Source organism: Pseudoduganella sp. HUAS MS19, assembly GCF_053615455.1.
The window spans coordinates 1,300,600-1,320,788 of sequence record NZ_CM132133.1; the positions used below are offsets into that span (position 1 = coordinate 1,300,600).

Annotated in this window: 19 protein-coding genes; 9 read left to right on the forward strand and 10 right to left on the reverse strand. The window is 64.2% G+C overall.

Going from position 1 to position 20,189, the window contains the following annotated elements; genetic code table 11:
- Window positions 1–11: 11 nt before the first annotated feature.
- Both ACWBU6_RS06020 and ACWBU6_RS06025 read left to right on the forward strand, forming a co-directional pair.
- On the forward strand, window positions 12–386 hold the full coding sequence (locus tag ACWBU6_RS06020; RefSeq protein ID WP_452647922.1) for a hypothetical protein: 375 nt from the start codon (window positions 12–14) through the stop codon (window positions 384–386).
- Between the two features lie 4 nt (window positions 387–390).
- Window positions 391–1,293 (forward strand): alpha/beta fold hydrolase, encoded by a 903-nt coding sequence (locus ACWBU6_RS06025; RefSeq protein WP_452647923.1) that lies wholly within the window; start codon window positions 391–393, stop codon window positions 1,291–1,293.
- A gap of 82 nt (window positions 1,294–1,375) precedes the next feature.
- Here ACWBU6_RS06025 and gatB read toward each other — a convergent pair whose 3' ends face one another.
- From gatB to gatC, 3 genes are all read right to left on the reverse strand, one after another.
- Window positions 1,376–2,836, reverse strand: coding sequence for an Asp-tRNA(Asn)/Glu-tRNA(Gln) amidotransferase subunit GatB (gatB, locus tag ACWBU6_RS06030; RefSeq protein WP_452647924.1), 1,461 nt, complete (start codon window positions 2,834–2,836; stop codon window positions 1,376–1,378).
- A gap of 115 nt (window positions 2,837–2,951) precedes the next feature.
- Window positions 2,952–4,427 (reverse strand): Asp-tRNA(Asn)/Glu-tRNA(Gln) amidotransferase subunit GatA, encoded by a 1,476-nt coding sequence (gatA, locus tag ACWBU6_RS06035; protein WP_452647925.1) that lies wholly within the window; start codon window positions 4,425–4,427, stop codon window positions 2,952–2,954.
- Between the two features lie 116 nt (window positions 4,428–4,543).
- Window positions 4,544–4,843, reverse strand: coding sequence for an Asp-tRNA(Asn)/Glu-tRNA(Gln) amidotransferase subunit GatC (gatC, locus tag ACWBU6_RS06040; protein ID WP_452647926.1), 300 nt, complete (start codon window positions 4,841–4,843; stop codon window positions 4,544–4,546).
- Window positions 4,844–5,083: 240 nt separating this feature from the next.
- On the opposite strand from gatC, the gene ACWBU6_RS06045 reads away from it, so the two are divergent.
- From ACWBU6_RS06045 to ACWBU6_RS06070, 6 genes are read left to right on the forward strand one after another with little or no spacing between them, the layout of a single operon-like run.
- Window positions 5,084–6,127, forward strand: a complete 1,044-nt coding sequence (locus ACWBU6_RS06045; protein ID WP_028102363.1) for a rod shape-determining protein — start codon at window positions 5,084–5,086, stop codon at window positions 6,125–6,127.
- Between the two features lie 47 nt (window positions 6,128–6,174).
- A complete protein-coding gene (gene mreC, locus ACWBU6_RS06050) occupies window positions 6,175–7,149 on the forward strand; it encodes a rod shape-determining protein MreC (protein WP_452647927.1) in 975 nt (324 codons plus the stop codon).
- Window positions 7,146–7,658 (forward strand): rod shape-determining protein MreD, encoded by a 513-nt coding sequence (mreD, locus tag ACWBU6_RS06055; protein ID WP_452647928.1) that lies wholly within the window; start codon window positions 7,146–7,148, stop codon window positions 7,656–7,658. The genes mreC and mreD overlap by 4 nt, the downstream gene beginning before the upstream one ends.
- A gap of 2 nt (window positions 7,659–7,660) precedes the next feature.
- Window positions 7,661–9,742 carry a penicillin-binding protein 2 gene (mrdA, locus tag ACWBU6_RS06060; protein ID WP_452647929.1) on the forward strand — a complete coding sequence of 694 codons (2,082 nt, stop codon included), beginning with the start codon at window positions 7,661–7,663 and terminating at the stop codon, window positions 9,740–9,742.
- A 9-nt stretch (window positions 9,743–9,751) separates the two neighbouring features.
- Window positions 9,752–10,867, forward strand: coding sequence for a rod shape-determining protein RodA (gene rodA, locus ACWBU6_RS06065; RefSeq protein WP_452647930.1), 1,116 nt, complete (start codon window positions 9,752–9,754; stop codon window positions 10,865–10,867).
- Window positions 10,864–11,868 carry a septal ring lytic transglycosylase RlpA family protein gene (locus ACWBU6_RS06070; protein ID WP_452647931.1) on the forward strand — a complete coding sequence of 335 codons (1,005 nt, stop codon included), beginning with the start codon at window positions 10,864–10,866 and terminating at the stop codon, window positions 11,866–11,868. Before rodA ends, ACWBU6_RS06070 begins: the two co-directional genes overlap by 4 nt.
- On the opposite strand, the gene ACWBU6_RS06075 is transcribed toward ACWBU6_RS06070, so the two are convergent.
- From ACWBU6_RS06075 to argS, 7 genes are read right to left on the reverse strand one after another with little or no spacing between them, the layout of a single operon-like run.
- Entirely contained in the window at window positions 11,855–12,553 is a 699-nt protein-coding gene (locus tag ACWBU6_RS06075; RefSeq protein ID WP_452647932.1) for an SPOR domain-containing protein, read from the reverse strand. The genes ACWBU6_RS06070 and ACWBU6_RS06075 overlap by 14 nt on opposite strands.
- Window positions 12,554–12,568: 15 nt before the next feature.
- Window positions 12,569–13,378, reverse strand: a complete 810-nt coding sequence (locus tag ACWBU6_RS06080; RefSeq protein WP_452647933.1) for a type III pantothenate kinase — start codon at window positions 13,376–13,378, stop codon at window positions 12,569–12,571.
- Window positions 13,375–14,184, reverse strand: coding sequence for a biotin--[acetyl-CoA-carboxylase] ligase (locus ACWBU6_RS06085; protein ID WP_452647934.1), 810 nt, complete (start codon window positions 14,182–14,184; stop codon window positions 13,375–13,377). The genes ACWBU6_RS06080 and ACWBU6_RS06085 overlap by 4 nt, the downstream gene beginning before the upstream one ends.
- Window positions 14,181–14,954: an SDR family oxidoreductase gene (locus ACWBU6_RS06090; RefSeq protein WP_452647935.1), complete on the reverse strand. Its 774-nt coding sequence runs from the start codon at window positions 14,952–14,954 to the stop codon at window positions 14,181–14,183. The genes ACWBU6_RS06085 and ACWBU6_RS06090 overlap by 4 nt, the downstream gene beginning before the upstream one ends.
- Before the next feature lie 4 nt (window positions 14,955–14,958).
- Window positions 14,959–15,627, reverse strand: a complete 669-nt coding sequence (locus ACWBU6_RS06095) for a thiol:disulfide interchange protein DsbA/DsbL (protein WP_452647936.1) — start codon at window positions 15,625–15,627, stop codon at window positions 14,959–14,961.
- Window positions 15,628–15,641: 14 nt separating this feature from the next.
- On the reverse strand, window positions 15,642–16,346 hold the full coding sequence (locus tag ACWBU6_RS06100) for an SPOR domain-containing protein (protein WP_452647937.1): 705 nt from the start codon (window positions 16,344–16,346) through the stop codon (window positions 15,642–15,644).
- Between the two features lie 7 nt (window positions 16,347–16,353).
- Window positions 16,354–18,063 carry an arginine--tRNA ligase gene (gene argS, locus ACWBU6_RS06105; RefSeq protein WP_452647938.1) on the reverse strand — a complete coding sequence of 570 codons (1,710 nt, stop codon included), beginning with the start codon at window positions 18,061–18,063 and terminating at the stop codon, window positions 16,354–16,356.
- A 765-nt stretch (window positions 18,064–18,828) separates the two neighbouring features.
- Here argS and rsmB point away from each other — a divergent pair.
- On the forward strand, window positions 18,829–20,178 hold the full coding sequence (rsmB, locus tag ACWBU6_RS06110) for a 16S rRNA (cytosine(967)-C(5))-methyltransferase RsmB (protein ID WP_452649533.1): 1,350 nt from the start codon (window positions 18,829–18,831) through the stop codon (window positions 20,176–20,178).
- The last annotated feature ends 11 nt before the right edge of the window (window positions 20,179–20,189 follow it).

Consider the following 20,189-nt stretch of genomic DNA (forward strand, 5'->3'; position numbering starts at 1 on the left):
CGAGGAAAGTAATGAACATCGCAACGCTCAAGGTGTACGGCGACGAATCCGCAGTTGCGGATGTGCGGGACGGGCTCCCCAGCGAGCCCGATAGCGACTGGAAGAAGGGCGACACCAGCCCGACCGGGCGCACCCGCCTTGATCACGGCTTCTACGCTTCGCTGGGCACGGCCCCCGATCCGGACGCCTTGATGCGCCAGGTAAGGGCCTACCTTCATGAGTGCCAGGCGCGCGGCATCACTTTCGATGTGGCGCCGATCCAGGCTGAATTGCGCCTTGCTTTCGCTCCTGCCGCGCCCAACCAGGGCGCATCCACCCTCGATTTCACGCTGGCCGATCTCTCGCTGTTGCTGGAGATGGGCATTGCGCTGAGCATTTCCTCGTGACCGCATGAACCGATTCTCCGAAGACCGCTTCGCCACTTTCAAGGGGCGCAATGGCGCCGAGCGCAAGATCCACATCTGGGAGCCTGAGAAGCCTGCGGCCGGTGTGCTGCTGGCCATCCATGGCGGGCTGGCCCATGCGGGCGACTATGTGACGCCGGCGCTGTATTTCAGGCAGCATCGCTTTGCTACGGTGGCGTTTGACCTGTGCGGACATGAGAATGCGCGCCGCGTGGACATTCCGGATTTCGGCGTTTTCCTTGAAGAGGTGGAGCTGTTCCTGCATTGGACCAAGCAGCACTTTCCGGGTGTGCCGGTGTTCATCATGGGGCATTCGATGGGGGCGCTGATTGCGACCCGCTTCGGGCTTGAGGTGCTCGAGCGCGATCCGCTGGTGAAGGGTTTTGTGTTGTCCTCGCCGTATTACGTGAATGCGATCAAGGTGCCGGTGGTGCTGGAGAAGTTGTCCGGCGTGCTGGCGGCGCTGGCGCCGACCATGAAGGTGCCGATGGCGTCGCTGACCGATGTGCTGACGCACGATCCCAAGATCACCGCGCGCCATCATGCCGACGAGGCTGACAATGTCCGAGCGAGTGAATGCACGGTGCGGTTTGGTGTTGCGCTGCAGGGCGCGCAAAAAGGGTTGGCGGAGAAGATGCCGACCTGGCGCTGGCCTTTATATGCGGTGGTCGCGGGGGATGATAAGCTGGCCGATCCGAAGGCTACTTTGGACCTGCTGGCGATGATCGATCCCAAGCTGCTGGAGTGCCATGTGCAGCATGAGAATTATCACGAGAACTTCAATGAGGTGAACCGTGAGGAGATCTTCGCGGATATATTGCGGTGGATGTGCGGGCGGCTCTCGAAACCGGTAAGCCAGGGTCAGGCACAAGTACCTGACCCAGTATGATCTCGCGGCGGCGCACAACCGCAACCCCAGTGCCTGGCACAGGCGGGTCTGACCCTATGGGTCAGACCCGGGTTTACCGGTTTTAAGCAGCCAGCTTCTTCTTCAGCAGTTCGGTCAACTGTGCCGGATTAGCCTTACCTTTCGAAGCCTTCATCGCCTGGCCGATCAGGGCGTTGATAGCCGCTTCCTTGCCGGCGCGGTACTGCTCAACAGACTTCTCGTTGTTGGCGATGACCTCGTTGACGATCGCTTCCAGTGCGCCAGTGTCGGAGATCTGGCCGCCACCTTTTTTCGCGATGATGGCATCGGCGATTTTCTCGTCATCGGATTTAGCTGCCCACATATCGGCAAACACTTCCTTCGCCATCTTGTTCGAGATGGTGCCGTCAGCGATGCGCTTCAGCATAAAGGCCAGTTGTGCGGCCGATACTGGCGATGCGGTGATTTCCACACCTTCGCGGTTCAGGGTCGACGACACGTCACCCATCAGCCAGTTGGCGGCGGCCTTGGCGTTTTCCTTGCCCGCTGCGGCAACCACGGCTTCGAAGTAGGTGGCCATGCCCTTGGAGGCGGTCAGGATCAGCGAATCGTATTCCGGCAGCTTGTATTCGTTGACGAAGCGCTCGCGCATCACAGCCGGCAGCTCCGGCATCGATGCCTTCACGCGCTCGATCCAATCGGCGCCGATGGTCAGCGGCGGCAGGTCCGGGTCAGGGAAGTAGCGGTAATCCTGCGCGTCTTCCTTCTCGCGCATCAGGCGGGTCTCCTTCTTGTCAGGATCGTACAGGCGGGTCGCCTGCACCACGCTGCCACCGTCTTCGAGCAGCTCGATCTGGCGCGCCACTTCGACATGCACGGCTTCCTCGATGAAGCGGAACGAATTAAGGTTTTTGAGCTCGCAGCGGGTGCCGAATTCCTTCTGGCCTTTCGGGCGCACCGACACGTTGATATCGCAGCGGAAGGAGCCTTCCTGCATATTACCGTCGCAAATGCCCAGCCACATCACCAGGCCGTGCAGGGCCTTGCAGTAGGCCACTGCCTCGGCGGCGCTGCGCATCTCAGGCTCGGACACGATTTCCAGCAGGGGCGTGCCGGCGCGGTTCAGGTCGATGCCAGACATGCCGTGGTAGTCCTCGTGCAGCGACTTGCCTGCGTCCTCCTCGAGGTGGGCGCGGGTCAGGTTCACGGTCTTGGTGACGAACTTGCCGTCCTTCTCGTAGCCGAAGGTCAGCTGGCCGCCTTGCACCACCGGATCTTCGAACTGCGAAATCTGGTAGCCCTTCGGCAGGTCGGGGTAGAAGTAGTTCTTGCGGGCGAAGATAGACTGTGGCGCGACCTTGCCGCCGACGGCCAGGCCGAAGCGGATCGCGCGGTCGACGGCAGCCTTGTTCATTACCGGAAGCACGCCCGGCAGCGCCAGGTCGACCGGGCTGGCCTGGGTGTTTGGTTCGGCGCCGAATCTGGTCGGCGAGCCGCTGAAAATTTTGGAGTCGGTAGTGAGCTGCACGTGGTTCTCAATACCAATGACGACTTCCCATTCCATAATGTTCTCACTTTGCAAATGTCCACCTTGGGGTCAGACCTCAAAGTGGACAGGGTAGTTCTCTGTCCACTTTGAGGCCTGACCCCAAGGTGGACATTTGCGGAACTGTCCCGGATTAAATTCCCGAAGGGCTGCGCTTGTGCCAGTCGGTCGCCTGCTGGAACTGGTGTGCCACATTCAGCAGCTTCGCCTCAGCGAAGTAGTTGCCGATGATTTGCAGGCCCACCGGGCGGTTGGCGTTCTTTTCGCCTTCGCCGAAACCGCAAGGGATGGACATGCCAGGCAAGCCGGCCAGGCTGGTGGACAGGGTGAAGATGTCGGCCAGGTAGTTCGCTACCGGATCATCTGCCTTCGAGCCCAGGTCCCAGGCCACGGTCGGCGCCACAGGGCCCATGATCACGTCGCACTGGCTGCCCAGCACATTGGCGAAATCCTGCGTGATCTTGCGGCGGATCTTCTGCGCTTTCAGGTAGTAGGCGTCGTAGTAGCCGTGGCACAGGATGTAGGTGCCGACCATGATGCGGCGCTGTACCTCAGGACCGAAGCCTTCGGCGCGGCTCTTCTTGTACATGTCTTGCAGGTCCTGGTAGCCCTCGGCGCGGTGGCCGTAGCGCACGCCGTCAAAGCGCGACAGGTTGGACGAAGCTTCGGCCGGGGCGATCATGTAGTAGGCGGGAATCGACAGCGCGGTGTTCGGCAGCGAGATGTCGACCAGGGTCGCGCCCAGTTCCACGAATTTGGCCAGTGCGGCGCGCACGGCTTTTTCCACGTCGGCAGCCAGGCCTTCGCCGAAGTATTCCTTTGGCACGCCGATGCGCAGGCCGGTCAGCGGCTTGTTCAGCTCGCGCGTGTAGTCTTCGGCTGCGTTGCCTTGTTCGGCGCTCAGGCTGGTCGAATCGCGTTCGTCGAAACCGGTCATGGTGGACAGCAGCAGTGCGCAGTCTTCCGCGGTTTGCGCCATCGGGCCAGCCTGGTCCAGCGAGGAGGCGAAGGCGATCATGCCGAAGCGCGAGGCGCGGCCGTAAGTTGGCTTGATGCCGGTGATGCCGCAGAAGGCAGCCGGCTGGCGGATCGAGCCGCCGGTGTCGGTGCCGGTCACGCCCGGGGCCAGGCGGGCGGCGACTGCCGCCGCCGAGCCGCCGGAGGAGCCGCCCGGAACGGCAGCCTTGTCCCATGGGTTTTTCACGGCGCCGAAAGCCGAGTTCTCGTTGGAGGAACCCATGGCGAATTCGTCGCAATTCAGCTTGCCCAGGGTGACCATGCCGGCGTCCAGCATCTTCTGCACCACGGTGGCGTCGAACGGGCTGACGTAGTTGGCCAGCATCTTCGAGCCGGCGGTCGAGCGCCAGCCCCTGGTCACGAAAATGTCCTTGTGCGCGATCGGCACCCCGGTCAGCGGGGTGGCGGTGCCGTTGGCGATGCGCTTGTCCGCTTCTTCGGCCTGGGCCAGCGTCAGCGCGCGGTCCACGTGCAGGAAGGCGTTCAGGTCGCTTTTCTCAATTCGGTCCAGGAAGTGGGTTGCCAGTTGGACGGCGCTGACTTCCTTTTTTTGCAGGAGCTCGGAGAGCTCTTTGATTGTTTTGGTGTGCATTCGTTTTCCTTTTTAAACCGGTAAACCGGTGTCCGACCCGCAGGGTCAGACACCTCGACACGCGGCAGCCGCGTAATGGTGTCAGACCCTGTGGGTCTGACACCGCTTTACCGGTCTTATTCGATCACCTTCGGCACCAGATACAGGCCATCTTCGGTCTTCGGCGCCACTTGCTGGTAGTCCTCGCGGCGATTGGGCTCGGTTGCCACGTCTTCGCGAAGGCGCAGCGCGACCTGCATGGCATTGGCCAGCGGGTGGGACAGCGGGGCAACGCCCTCGGTGTCGACGGCCTGCATCTGCTCGGCCAGCGCGAAAATGCCATTCAGCTTGTCCAGCATATTGGCCGAATGGGCTTCATCCATCTCCAACTGGGCCAGATTGGCGATGCGTTTAACGTCGTTCAGTGTCAGGGACATGGAAAATTGTCAGAATGTAATTTATTGGATCGGTTGCCTATTACCAGTTAAATCGCGGCGATCGCCGCATAAATCAACGGTTGCGTGCTCGCACAATAGAGTGGATTTAGGGCAAATAACCTGTAGATTATAAGGTACAATCGCGGGTTAATGCGCTGCTGGTGCTGAACACCCGCCTGGCCGCATTGGACCGGATACCTCATATAACGAATTTTGCGCATTGCGCCCTACAGGACACTCATGTTTGGTTTTTTACGTCGCTATATTTCGTCTGACCTGGCCATCGACCTGGGTACGGCGAACACCCTGATCTACGTACGCGGTTCCGGCATCGTGCTGGACGAGCCTTCGGTCGTGGCGATCCGCCAGGAAGGTGGCCCAAACGGCAAGAAAACGATCCAGGCCGTTGGTAAAGAAGCAAAACAGATGCTGGGCAAGGTACCTGGCAACATCGAGGCGATCCGCCCGATGAAGGACGGCGTGATTGCCGACTTCACCGTCACCGAGCAGATGCTGAAGCAGTTCATCCGCATGGTGCACGACTCCAAATTCTTCCGCCCGTCGCCGCGCATCATCATTTGCGTGCCCTGCGGCTCGACCCAGGTGGAGCGCCGTGCGATCCGTGAATCGGCGCTGGGCGCCGGTGCATCGCAGGTGTACCTGATCGAAGAACCAATGGCAGCGGCAATCGGCGCCGGCCTGCCGGTGTCCGACGCGACCGGCTCCATGGTGGTCGACATTGGCGGCGGCACCACCGAGGTCGGCATCATCTCGCTGGGCGGCATGGTGTACAAGGGCTCGGTGCGCGTGGGCGGCGACAAGTTCGACGAAGCGATCGTCAACTACATCCGCCGCAACTACGGCATGCTGATCGGCGAACAGACCGCGGAAGCGATCAAGAAGGCCATCGGCTCCGCTTTCCCGGGTTCCGAAGTCAAGGAAATGGAAGTCAAGGGCCGCAACCTGTCGGAAGGCATCCCGCGCTCCTTCACCATCTCGTCCAACGAGATCCTGGAAGCCCTGACCGACCCGCTGAACAATATCGTCTCCGCCGTCAAGAACGCGCTGGAACAGACCCCGCCGGAACTGGGCGCCGACATCGCCGAAAAAGGCATGATGCTGACCGGCGGCGGCGCGCTGCTGCGCGACCTGGACCGCCTGCTGATGGAAGAAACCGGCCTGCCGGTACTGGTGGCGGAAGACCCGCTGACCTGCGTGGTGCGCGGCTCCGGCCTGGCGCTGGAGCGCATGGACCAGCTGGGATCCATCTTCTCCTACGAGTAAGAGTGAGTAAAAAGGGCAGCGGAAGCTGCCCTTCTTAATTGGAAGACATGGAATACAGTCCACCGCCACTGTTCAAGCAAGGCGCGTCCGCCCGTTTCAAGATGATGGTGTTCGCGTGCATTTCGATTGCGCTGCTGCTGGCCGATTCGCGCGTGAATGCGCTGACGGCAGTCCGGCAGGGCGTCGGCTTTGTCCTCTATCCCTTGCAGAAGATCGCATTGCTGCCGCGCGATGCCGTTTACGGCATGGGCGACTACTTCTCCACGCTGTCGAAGCTGGAGAAACAGGTCAGTGTATTGCAGCAGCAGCAGATCGCCGCCTCGCAGGCCCTGCAGCAGGCGCAGCTCTACCAGGCCGAGAACAACCAGCTGCGCAAGCTGCTCGACGCGCAGCAGCGCGTGCCGGGCAAATCGCAGCTGGCTGAAATCCTTTACGAAGCGCGCGATGTGTTCACGCGCAAGGTGATCCTGAACCGCGGCACCCAGCATGGCGTGTCGGCCGGGCTGCCGGTGATCGACAACCAGGGCGTGGTGGGGCAGGTGACGCGGGTGTTCCCGTTCACTTCCGAAGTCACGCTGCTGACCGACAAGGAGCAGGCGATTCCGGTGCAGATCCTGCGCAATGGCCTGCGCTCGGTGGCGGTGGGCCGCGGCCAGTCGGGCAACCTGGACTTGCGCTTCATGGCGCCCACCGCCGACGTGGTGGTCGGGGACATCCTCATTACGTCCGGTATCGACGGCGTCTACCCGGCCGGACTGGCCGTGGCGCGGGTGGTGCAGGTGGAGAGCAATGCCAGCGGCGCCTTTGGCCGCGTGGTGTGCGCACCGCTGGCCGGGACCGAGCGCAATACCGCGCTGCTGATCCTGATGTCGCTGCCGGAACTGCCGCCGCGCCCGCCGGAGGAAGAGCCGGTCACCAAGCCATCGAAGAAGAAGGATAAGGAGAAGGAGAAGGCCCGGGCGGAACCCGCCGCAACGCCGGCTCCAGCTGCTGCGCAAGCACCGAAAGAGGCGACCCGATGAACCGTCCACAATACATCCTGCTGCCGGTCAGCCCGCTGTTCATTTTCTTCAGCCTGTTCTGCGCGGTGCTGCTCAATATGCTGCCCTGGGGCCGCTTCTTCGCGGCGCCGGACTTCGTGGCGCTGACCCTGGTGTTCTGGGGCGTGCACCAGCCGCGCAAGGTCGGCATCGGCACCGCGTTCTGCCTCGGCCTGCTGATGGACGTGCACGACGCTTCGCTGCTGGGCGAAAACGCGCTGGCCTATACCTTGCTGTCCTACTTCGCCATCATGCTGCATCGTCGCATACTGTGGTTCCGCGTGACGACGCAGATCCTGCACGTGCTGCCGCTGCTGCTGGTGGCGCAGACGGTGCAGATGGTGGTGCGCTTCATCGTTGCCGGCAAGTTCCCCGGCTGGTTCTTCTTCATCGAAAGCGTGGTGGCGGCGCTGTTGTGGCCACTGGCCACCATGCTGCTGCTCGCGCCGCAGCGCCGCGCAGTGGATAAAGACCATACCCGTCCGATCTGAGCATGACCGAGTTTAAGAATACAGAGCAAGACCTTCACCGCTTCCGGGTGCGGCTATCCGTATTAGGCGGCCTGGTGTTCGTCTGCTTCTCGCTGCTGCTGGCACGCTTCATCTGGCTGCAGGTCATCAAGCATAGCGACTATATCGCCAAGGCCGAGGACAACCGTATTGCGGTGGTGCCGATCGTGCCGAACCGCGGCCTGATCCTGGACCGCAACGGGGTGGTGCTGGCGCGTAATTACTCGGCCTTCACGCTGGAGATCACGCCGTCCAAGCTGCGCGTGCCGCTGGAAGAGATGATCGACGAACTGGCCAAGGTGGTCGAAGTGACGCCGAAGGACCGCCGCCGCTTCCGAAAGCTGCTGGAAGAATCGAAGAACTTCGCCAGCGTGCCGCTGCGCACCCGCCTGAGTGAGGAAGAAGTGGCCCGCTTCACGGCCAACCGTTTCCGTTATCCCGGCGTGGAGATCCAGGCGCGCCTGTTCCGCCAGTATCCGCTGGGCGAAGTCGCGTCCCACGTGGTGGGCTATATCGGCCGCATCAACCAGGCCGAATCGAAGGCGCTGGAGGGAACCGAGTACGCCGCCAATTACAACGGCACCGAGCATATCGGCAAGGAAGGCCTGGAAAAGAGCTACGAGCGCCAGCTGCACGGCGTCACCGGCTACGAGGAGGTGGAAGTGACGGCCGGCGGCCGTGCCATCCGCACCCTGTCGCGCACGCCGGCCACGGCGGGCTCCAACCTGATCCTGTCGATCGATATCGAGCTGCAGAAGATCGCCGAGGAGGCTTTCGGCCAGCGCCGCGGCGCCCTGGTGGCGATCGAGCCAAGCACCGGCGATGTGCTGGCCTTCGTGTCGCGCCCCGGCTACGACCCCAACCTGTTCGTGGACGGCATCGATTCGCAAAGCTGGAACGAGCTCAATACCTCGCTCGACCGGCCGCTGATGAACCGTCCGCTGTCGGGCACGTACGCTCCCGGCTCCACCTTCAAGCCGTTCATGGCCCTGGCCGCGCTGGAGACGGGCAAGCGCACCACCAGCCAGGCCATCGCCGACCCGGGCTACTTCTATCTCGGCACGCACAAGTTCCGCGACGACGTGGTGGGCGGGCATGGCATGGTCGACATGCGCAAGTCCATCATCGTGTCCTGCAACACCTACTATTACATCCTGGGCCGCGACATGGGGATCGACCTGATCCACGATTTCATGAAGCCCTTCGGTTTCGGCCAGTTGACCGGCATCGACCTGGAGAATGAAAAGAAGGGCGTGCTGCCCTCGCAGGAATGGAAACGCAGCCGCTACAAGAAGAACCCGCAGGCCGGCAAGTGGGTGGGCGGCGATACGATCTCGGTGTCCAACGGTTCCGGCTATAACAACTACACGCCGCTGCAGGTGGCGCACGCGGTGGCCAACCTGACCAACAACGGCGTTGTGATGAAGCCGCACCTGGTCAAGATCATCGAAGACGGCGGCACGCGCAAGCGCACGCTGACGGTGCCCAAGGAAAGCTACCGCATTCCGCTCAAGCAGGCGAACATCGACTTCATCAAGAATGCGATGGTGGGCGTGACCAGCGAAGGCGGCGGCACCGCCACGCGCGCCTTTGCCGGCGCCGAATATGCCGTAGGCGGCAAGACCGGTACGGCGCAGGTGGTGGCCATCAAGGCCAACGAGAAATACAACGCGGCGCGCCTGGACGAACGGCTGCGCGATAATGCATGGTTTACCGCCTTCGCCCCGGCCGAAAAACCGAAGATCGCGCTGGCGCTGATCGTGGAAAACGCCGGCTTTGGCGGCGCCGAGGCGGCCCCGATCGCGCGCAAGGTGCTCGACTACTGGCTGCTCGGCAAGCGGCCCAAGGAAAAAGACACGACGCCGGTGCCGAAAGAGGACGCGGTGACCGTTCCGGTGGAAGACCTGCCGGCGGCGGACGTGGATGCGGCTGCGGAGCGCCGCGCGCAGCAGCAACAGCTGCAAGGCGAGGCGGGCGGACAGGCGGCAGTTCCTGCGCCGCAGGCGCCTGTGCCGGCCCCGGCGGAGCAGAAGCCGCCGGCCGGCCCGCCGCGCAAGAGAGATTAAGGAGGCAGCATGCCTATCAATGAGAGGCGTTCACTTTGGCGGCGCATGCGCCCCTACGTTACGGTGTTCGACGGTCCGCTGATGACGGTGATCGTGCTGTTGCTGGCGACCAGTCTGGTCGCACTGTATTCGGCCAGTATCGGCATTCCCGGCAAGATCGAAGACCAGTTGCGCAACATCACCATGTCCTTCCTGGTGATGTGGTTCGTGGCGAATATCTCGCCGCAGAACATGATGCGCATTGCGCTGCCGGTCTATGTGGTGACGGTGTCGCTGCTGGTGGCGGTGGCGCTGTTCGGCACCATCAAGCTGGGCGCCCGGCGCTGGCTCAACCTCGGTTTCGCGCAGATCCAGCCTTCGGAATTCGCCAAGATCGCGGTGCCGCTGATGCTGGCCTGGTATTTCCAGCAGCGCCACGGGCATTTGCGCTGGCATGCCTATGCGCTGGGCGCGCTGCTGTTGCTGGTGCCGGTGTTCCTGATCGCACGCCAGCCCGACCTGGGCACGGCCTTGCTGGTGGTGGCGGCCGGCGCCTGCGTGATCTTCCTGGCCGGCCTGGCATGGAAGGCAATTGTTGCGCTGGCCGTCATGGGCGCGGCCTGCCTGCCGGTGGCATGGTCGATGATGCACGACTACCAGCGCGAACGGGTCATGACGCTGATCGACCCGACTTCCGATCCGCTGGGCAAAGGCTTCCACATCCTGCAGTCGACCATTGCGATCGGCTCCGGCGGCCTGACCGGCAAAGGCTGGACGCAGGGCACCCAGGCGCACCTGGAGTTCATCCCCGAGCGCACCACCGACTTCATTTTCGCCGTGTATTCGGAGGAGTTCGGACTGATCGGCAACCTGTTCCTGATGTTCCTTTACCTGCTGCTGATCGGCCGCGGGCTAATGATCGCGTCGGGCGCGCCGAACCTGTTCACGCGCCTGCTGGCGGGCGCAATCACGATGATTTTCTTTACCTATGCCTTCGTCAACATGGGCATGGTGAGCGGTATCCTTCCGGTAGTGGGCGTGCCACTGCCGTTCATGAGCTATGGCGGCACTGCGCTGCTGACACTCGGATTGGCATCGGGCATCCTGATGTCGATCCAGCGACATAGAAAGCTGGTGCAAACTTGAAGAAGCACGCAATTCGACTCTTGCCGCTTGCGGCAGCCGCACTGCTGGCCGCTTGCGGTACCACGCAGACCGAATCCCCCTCGCGCAAACCGCCTGCGCCGGTAACGGCCAAGCCGCAGCCGGGCATTCCGGTGCTGCCGGCAGCCGGCTCCGGACGCGGCGGCTATTACCAGGACGATGGCCCGGGCGCCAATCCGCCGGCAGGCCTGCTCGAGACGCCGGATGCGGAAGTGCGCAACGATCCGCTGGTGAAGTACTCCAACCGTCCGTATGTTGTGTTCGGCAAGACCTACAAGCCGCTCCCGCTTGGTACCGAATACAGGCAGCGCGGGCAGGGCACCTGGTACGGCAAGAAGTTCCATGGGCAGCGCACCTCGTCCGGCGAGATCTACGATATGTACAAGATGACGGCGGCGCACCCGACGCTGCCGATTCCTTCCTATGCGCGCGTGACCAATATTGCGAACGGCAAGTCCGTCGTCGTGCGCATCAATGACCGCGGTCCGTTCCATTCGAAGCGCATCATCGACGTTTCATACACGGCGGCGCTGAAGCTTGGCCTGCTGGTCAATGGCACCACCCAGCTTGAGGTGGAGCACCTGCCGCCGGCCGAAATCGAGCGCATGATCGCGGCCCGCAAAGCCGGGGACAGCGCGCCAGAGGTGGCATCCGTGGCGCCGCCCCAGGCTCCGCAAAGCATGCCGAAGGCTGCGCCCATGCTGGCATCCTCCGATGGCAGCGAGGCCAGGCCGGTCTTGCTGGGCGGGGCGGGCGAGCAGGGCTTCTACCTGCAACTGGGTTCCTATGCGCGGGCCGATGGCGCGGATGGCCTGCGCAAGCGCCTGGAGGCGAGCGACACCGGCCTGAAACTGGACGTGGAGCAGGCGGGAAAGTTCTATCGCCTGTTTGCCGGCCCTTATGCCAGCCGTGAAGACGCCCTGGCGGCCGGCAAAGCGCTGCCCCCAAGCCTGAAGCTACGGCCTATCGTTATCGAGCGCTAGAGCAGGAACGGGTTTCCTGTTCCGGGAACCTGGCTGCGACCTTGGCGATGCGCGCCTTGGCGTCTTCGCTGATGCCGCGGAACTGGAAATACACCTGCTTGCTGCTGGTGTAGCGCGGTGTCACACGGGCAGTTTGCACGCCTTGCTTGACCAGGGCAGCCAGTTGCGCCTGCGCGGCCGCTTCGGTGCGGAACACGCCCAGCGAAATCCCCCATTTCAGCGGCGAGCTGTCGTTCAGGATGAAGAAATTGGTGACACCTAGCTCGCGCAATTCGTCGGCCTTCTTTTCCGCGGCGGCGCGGCTCGCTTGCGGCGGGATGTGCACGATGTAGCTCGAGACTTCCTGCTCGGACACGTTGCGGCGCTGCTGGCGGTCGCCCAGTTCCAGCGGCGCCAGGCGGTTTTCAAACTTGCGCGCGTCGTCCAGCACGAAGTTGCCCACTTCCAGGCAGGCGACGGTGGCTGGCTCGTCGCGCGTCACGGGCTCCGGCGGCGGCGGGGCGACTGCCGCGACGGCACTCTCGGCCTCGGTGGCGCTGATCAAGTGGAGCTTGTCGGCGTTCTGCTGCTTCTGCAGGCGACCGGGTTCGTGCTCGTTGCCGCTGAACTGGCCGAGGTAGCCTTGGCCGTACGCATACAGCGCGGCGTTGGCGACTAGCAGCAAGGCAAATATCAGTTTCAGCACGGGCACTCCATACGGTCAGGCGCTGCGCAGGGCAGCGTGCAGTCCTATCATCACGATGTTCTCGACATGGCGGTGCGGCACGGGGACCGCAGGCGCGACATACGGCGCGGCGCCGCCGGAAATAATACATTCTACGGCCTGGTGCAGCTCAAATGCGCGTTCAATCGCACCGGCCTGTGCGGCCAGGCAGCCGGACAGGATGGCGTCGTCGGTGTTGTCGGCAAAGCCTTCGGGCAGTTTGCCTGGTTTGATCTGTGGCAGCTGGGCGGTGTTTTTGGCCAGCGAGGTGGCCATCAGGCCCAGGCCAGGCAGGATCATGCCGCCCAGGAACGTGCCGTCCGCCGTGAGCGCGTCGATGGTGGTCGCGGTGCCGCAGTTGGCCACCACGACCGCCTTGCCAGGGCACAGTGCATGGGCGCCGATGGCGGCGGCAAAACGGTCGCAGCCCAGTTGAGCAGGATTGCGGTAGGCATTGCGCACGCCCGCGCGCTCAGGGCGGGAGGCGAACCATTCGATGGCTTGCGGCGGGACCCCTAACTGCGGTGCTGCCAGCCAGCTTGCCAGCATGTCGCGCACGGCCTGGCCGGCGACGTTGGCGACCAGCACCCGGCCAATGCCGGGCGCGCGGCCCGCACCGGCGGGCGGCAGGCCGGCGTTCACCGGCGCCGCCGCAGCGAGGGCGGCGGCCAGGGCAAGCGGGAAGCCGGCGGCGTCCGCGTGCATGTGCGCCCCTTGTGCCAGCCAGTCGCCAGGCGCTGCACCGGGCGCGGCGAGCGCCCACTTGATGCGGGTATTGCCGGCGTCGATCAGCAGGTCGTAAGTCATTGCGCGAGCCTCAGCGAAACATCGCCCGAGAGCACGGCGACGCGGCCGCAAGGGGTGTCGAGCAGCAGGCGGCCCTGGTCATCCACGCCGGCAGCCAGGCCTTCCTGCTGGACTTCGCCCTGGTCGAGCAGGCGCACCGGCTGCCCGCGCCAGGCCTGCAGCGCGTTCCAGCGCTCGGTGAATGCGGCAAAGCCGGTATCGTCGAATTCGGCCAGCACCGCGCACAAGCGGCTGAGCAATTGCGCCAGCAGGGCATTGCGGTCCATCTGCGCCAGCCACGGCGCGCAGGAGACTTCGCGGCCGATGGCCGCTTCCATTTCGTCCGGCATCAGCAGGTTCATGCCGCAGCCGATGACGGCCCAGATGGTGCCGTCCGGCGCCGCCTGGGTTTCAACCAGGATGCCGGCCAGCTTGGCGCCATCCTTCAGCATATCGTTCGGCCACTTGAGCTGGACCGGCACGCCCAGCCCGTTGACGGTTTCGGCCAGCGCCACGCCGACGGCCAGCGGCAGGCCCACCATGCGGTGCAGCGGCGCGCGGAACGGCCAGGCGACCGAGAAAGTCAGCGATGCGCCAGGCGCGGAGAGCCAGCTGCGGCCGGCGCGGCCGCGGCCGGCGGTCTGGCGTTCGGCCACGCGCAGCACGGGGCCGCGCAGGGGCTCGGGCGCCTGGGCCGGGGCAGGCACGCGCGCCAGCAAGTCGGCATTGGTGGAACCGGTTTCGCCCACCACTTCAATGGCGACGTGCGATGCGCTGTCGGCAACCAGCGCGCGGATTGCCGCTGCGGCGAGAGGGGTTGCGTTCATATTGAGCCCTTGCGCGCCTTGTGCGGCGCCTTGGCGAAAGCCCGGTCGAACAGCCAGTCCGGCAGCGCACGCAGCAAGCGTGCAATCATGCTTGCACCGAATGGGATGACGCGGTAGCTGTCGCCCCGCGCGATGCTGCGCGCTGCTGCAGCCGCGAAGTCGGCAGGCTGCATCAGGAACGGCATCGGGTATTTGTTCTGCTGCGTCATAGGCGTATCGATATAGCCCGGCGCAATGGTGACCACCTTGATCCCGCTGCCGCGCAATTCAACCCGCAGCGCTTCGCAATACACCCGCACCGCAGCCTTGGAGGCGCTGTAGGCGCCCCCGCCCGGCAGGCCGCGCACGCCGGCAACGCTGCCGATGCCGACCAGGCGCGCCGGCGATCCCTGCGCGCGCATCGCTGCAATGAAAGGAGAGAACGTCGCCACGGTGGCCGTAACGTTGGTGGCGACGATCGATTCGAAAACCGGCAAGTCTTCCGGCAGTTCGGTGATGGTGCCGTGCGAAATTCCCGCGCTGGCGATGACGATATCGCAGCCGCCGGCATGGGCGAGGAATGCTTCGGCAGCGCTGCGCAGCGCCGCATGGTCGGTTACGTCGGCCGCATAGCAGCGGTGGCGTTCCGGATTGGGCAGCTTGGCGGCAAGCGCCTGCAGCGCGCTCGCGCGGCGTCCCAGCAGGCCGATGGTGCAGCCTTGGGCGGCGTAATGCGCCGCCAGTGCTGCGCCGATGCCGCTGGAGGCGCCGGTGATGAAAACGCGCTTCAAGGCTTTACTTCTTCTCCGCCTTCGCCTTGGATACCAGGAAGTCCAGCACAGTCAGTGCGTTGGCGTGCTGCTGGGCCTCGTTCGGTACCGGCTTGATGTTCTTGTTTGCCTCGGCAGGGGAGGTCATGTACTTGCCATCGACCACGATCATTGGCCAGTAATCGACGCGGTAATCGCCCATCATGCGCTCGGTACGGCGCACTTTGGCCGAGACGCCGAAGCTGTTATACGCTTCCGTGAATTTGGTCCTGTCGATGCCGTTGCTGGCAGCCCAGTCGATCACCGCAGCATCGTTGCGCAGGGAATTTCCCTGCTCGTGCATGGCGTTGAACACTTTCGTGTGGTTCTGTTCGAGCAGGCCCATGGCTTCCAGCGCGTAGTACAGCTTCTGCTGCGGCAGAACGGACGGGCCGCGGCTCACGTGCACGCGTTTGAAGGCCACGTTGTCGCCCTGTTTCTTGACCCAGGCCGCCATGGCCGGTTCGAGTGCGTTGCAGTGGGGGCAGTAATAGGCGAAGAATTCAATGACTTCAACCTTCTTGCCGGTATCGACCGTTTGGGGTTCGGGCAGCACCACGTAATCGGTACCGGCAAGCGGGGCGGCCGGCGAAGCAACGGCGCCAAAGGCTAAGCCGCACAGGACCACGGCCAGGATCTGCTTGAACAGTTTCATCGCTCAGGTTTCCCTTATTTTTGATTACGGACGACGGCAACATCGATGCCGTTTTCAGACAGTTTGGCGCGCACCTTGTTCATGGCTTCCACCTGGGTGAAAGGACCCATGCGCACGCGGTGCAGGACCCCGGCATCGGTGGCACGGTCGGAAACCGTGGCCTCGAAGCCCAGCAGGGCCAGCTTGGCGCGGGTGTTCTCGGCGTCGCCGGCTTCGCGGAAGGCGCCAGCCTGCAGGTAGTACACGAACTTGTCTTCGCCTGGCAGGGCAGGCGCCGGGGCCGCTGCCTGTGCCGGCGGCGCTGCGCTGTTGACCGGCGGCGGGGCTGCAGGCGAGGTGGCTGCTGGCGCAGGCGCCGGGGCGGGAGCGGCAGGAGCCTTGGCCGGGGCCTGGCCCTGCGCCTGGATGTTGTCCACTACCTTTTGCAGTTCGTCGGCCGGCGCTTTTTTCGGCGCTTCGCGCTCGAACTCGCTGTTGGCCTTCTTCACGGCGTCCTTGCTGCCGTACATCGGCTTGTTCGGATCGGCGATCTGGCCGGATGCCTCATCCGTCGGCTTGCCGTTTTTCGCCCCCTTGTCGGTAAACGGCGACTGGCCCTTGGTGATGCTCAGTGCCACGACGACGGCGATGACCAGGCCGATGACCAGGCCGATGATGAAGCCAACTAAGGTATTACCTTCTTGCTGACGCGGAGAGAAGCGCAGGGAACGAAAAGCCATGTGGACCTTACATTTGGTTAGGAGCGGAAACGCCAATCAGTGCCAGACCATTGCGCAGCACCTGGCGGGTGGCAACCATCAGGGCCACGCGGGCCAGCTTGGTTGCTTCGTCTTCCACCAGCACTTTTTCGGCGAAGTAGAACGAGTGCAGGGCGGCAGCGAGGTCGCGCAGGTAGAACGCTACCTGGTGCGGGCCCAACTCTGCCTGGGCGCGCGCCAGCACCTCGGGGTACTGGGCCAGTGCGGCCAGCAGGGTTGCTTCGGTCGGCGCAGTCAGCGGCGACAGGTCGACGTTGGCCACGGAGGCTTGGTCGCCGCCCCAGTTTTCCAGCATGCGGCAGATACGCGCATGGGCGTATTGCACGTAGTAGACCGGGTTCTCGTCGGAAGTCTTCAGCGCGACGTCGACGTCGAACACGAATTCGGTGTCGGCTTTACGCGAGATCAGGAAGAAGCGCACGGCATCGCGGCCCTTGGTGATATCGCCGCCGCCGGACCATTCGATCAGGTCGCGCACGGTCACGTAGGAGCCGGCGCGCTTGGAGATTTTCACCTCGGCACCGTCCTTCATCACGGTGACCATCTTGTGCAGCACGTAGTCAGGGAAGCCTTGCGGGATGCCCAGGCCTACCGCCTGCAGGCCGGCGCGCACGCGGGCGATGGTGCCGTGGTGGTCGGAGCCCTGCACGTTGATGGCCTGGGTGAAGCCGCGCTGGAACTTGACGATGTGGTAGGCGACGTCCGGCACGAAATAGGTGTAGCCGCCGTCGGTCTTGCGCATCACGCGGTCCTTGTCGTCGCCGTAGTCGGTGGTGCGCAGCCACAGCGCGCCGCCGTCTTCGTAAGTGTGGCCGTTGGCGACCAGGGCTTCAACAGCCTTTTCCACCTTGCCGTCGGAGTACAGCGACGATTCCAGGTAGTAGTTGTCGAACTTCACGCCGAAGGCTTGCAGGTCGATGTCCTGCTCGTTGCGCAGGTAGGTGACCGCAAAGGCGCGGATGTTTTCGATGTCTTCCACGTCGCCCGAGCCGGTCACCGGCTGGCCGTCGGAGGCGGAAACGGTCTTTTTTGCCAGGAAGTCGGCGGCGATGTCGGCGATATAGTCGCCGTTGTATGCCGATTCAGGCCATGCCGCGTCGCCCGGCTTGAAGCCCTTGGCGCGGCACTGGACCGAAGTGGCCAGGGTCTGGATCTGCACGCCGGCGTCGTTGTAATAGAACTCGCGGGTGACCTTGGCGCCTTGCGCTTCAAACAGCGAGGACAGGGCGTCGCCCAGGGCCGCCTGGCGGCCGTGGCCCACGTGCAGCGGGCCGGTCGGGTTGGCGGAGACGAATTCGATGATGACGTTCTTGCCTGCCAGCGCTTCGCTCTGGCCGAAGGCTGCGCCTTGCTGCAGCACGGTTTTGACCACGGACTGCTTGGCGGCGTCGGTCACGCGCAGGTTGATGAAGCCTGGGCCGGCGATTTCGGCCGAAGCGACCAACTGTTTGCCGGCCGCGTCTTCCTGCAGCGCGGTGACGATCTTTTGCGCCAGTTCGCGCGGGTTCATCTTGAGCTGCTTGGCCAACTGCATGGCGATATTGCAGGCGACATCGCCGTGCGAAGCGTCGCGCGGGCGCTCCAGTACCACGTTGGCTGTAACGTCGGAACCTTCCAGGATCGGCGCGAGGGCGGCCTGGAACAGGGAAATGATCTCTTGCTTTTGTTGGGCGAGCATGTGAATAGCCGGGAACGTCTGAAAGAGGGACATTATACTTGTTTGCAAGAACGGGTAAATCCGGGGGAAACAAGGGGTTACGAGCCTTATCCCGGGTACAATCCTGGTTTTCACAGATTTACCGCGATGAATACGGCCTCCCGGGCCGTGCCGCCGGCTGGCGGGCGCGATGACAGGATTGCAATGACTAAGAAAGAGCGCCCAACCTTATCCCTCAAACCACAGGCAAAACCGGCTGCGCCGGCGGCCAAGGCGCCTCGCGCGCAGGGGGATGGCGGACAGCGCTCCGCTGGATCGGACCGCCCTCGCGCCGCCGGTTCGCGCCCAGCCGGCCAATCCCGTGCTGAATCCGCCCCACGCGCCAACGCGCCGCGCCCGGGCGGCGCGGGCGCCCAGCGCCCCTTCGGCCCGCGTCCGGACCGCGAAACCCGCGGCGAAGGACGCGACGACCGCGGCCAGCGCAGCTCAGCCCCGCGTGCCGGCGGCGAAAACCGCAGCGAAGGACGTGGCCAGGGAACCCAGCGCGGCTTCGGTCCTCGTCCGGAGCGCGAAAACCGTGGCGAAGGACGCGACGACGGCCAGCGCGGTTTCGGCCGGCGCGAAGGCGCCGACTTCCGCAACGATTCGCGTGCCGAGGGCAACCAGCGCGGTTTCGCCCGTGCCGGGGGCGGGGCGGGCGCTGATTCCGGCTCGCCCTGGGCGGCCCGCAAGCCTGCGGCCCGCGGCGCCGACACGCAGGCGCCGCACACCCCCAGTAAGCCAGCCATCCGCGAAAGCCACCACCGCGACCTGAAGCCGCGCGTACAGACCGACTTCCAGTCCGAACTGAAACAGGATTCGCTGGCCTTCGCGATCCTGGGCGCCGCAACGGCCGCAGTGCAAGTGCAGCAGGGCACGGCATTGCCCCAGGCGCTGGCAGCGGTATTTGCAAGCAATAACGCCAGCCCGCAAGCCCGCGGCGCAATTCAGGACATCGCCTACCGCGCCATGCGCCAGCTGGCCCTGAGTGAAATCCTGATCGGCCTGATGGCGCCGAAAGCCCCCGATCCGCTGGTCCAGGCCCTGCTTTCCGTCGCCCTGCCGCTGATGCACCCGGCCGACGGCAGCCCGGCCCCGTACGAAGCCTTCACGGTTGTCGACCAGGCCGTTACGGCCGCCGGCTCCCATCCGGACACCGCGCGCGCGAAAAACATGGTCAACGCCCTGTTGCGCCGCTTCCTGCGCGAGAAGGAGGAGCTGCTGGAAGAAGCCCTGCAGCAGCCGGAAGCCAAATATAACTACCCGCAATGGTGGATCGACGCGGTCATTACCGCCTACCCGAAAAACTGGGAACAGGTGCTGGCCGCCGGTAACAAGGCCCCGCCGCTGACGCTGCGCGTGAACGCCCGCCGCACCACGCTGACAGAGTACCTGTCGCGCCTGGCGGCGGAAGGCATCGAAGCTACGCCGGTCGGCGACTTCGCCGTGCGCCTGGGCAGACCGGTGCCGGTGCACCAGATCCCGGGCTTCGACCAGGGCGACGTTTCGGTGCAGGACGCCGGTGCCCAACTGGCCGCGCCATTGCTGGATGTGCAACCCGGCATGCGCGTGCTGGACGCCTGCGCGGCCCCGGGCGGCAAGACTTGCCACATCCTCGAACTGGCTGATGTCAATTTGACAGCATTGGACGCCGATCCGAAGCGCCTGCAGCGCGTGCAGGAGAACCTCGACCGCCTGCAACTGGCAGCGCAACTGCAGCCGGCCGAGGCCCAGACCGACGCCTGGTGGGATGGCCGGCAGTTCGACCGCATCCTGGCCGACGTGCCGTGCACCGCCTCCGGCATCGTGCGCCGCCACCCGGATATCCGCTGGTTGCGCCGCAAGAGCGACACCCGTCAACTTGCAACACTTTCGTCGCAAATTCTCGACAACCTTTGGAAAATGCTCGCCCCCAATGGTAAATTGCTGTTCGTGACATGTTCGTTGTGGCCGCAGGAGTCCGAGGCGCAGGCGGCCGCTTTCGCGGTGCGCAACCGCGCCACACGCCTCGATGCGCCCGGCCAGTTGCTGCCCCTGGGCGGCGCCGAGCAGGATCACGATGGTTTGTTCTACGCATTGTTCCAGAAAGATGCGTAACCTTTTAACGA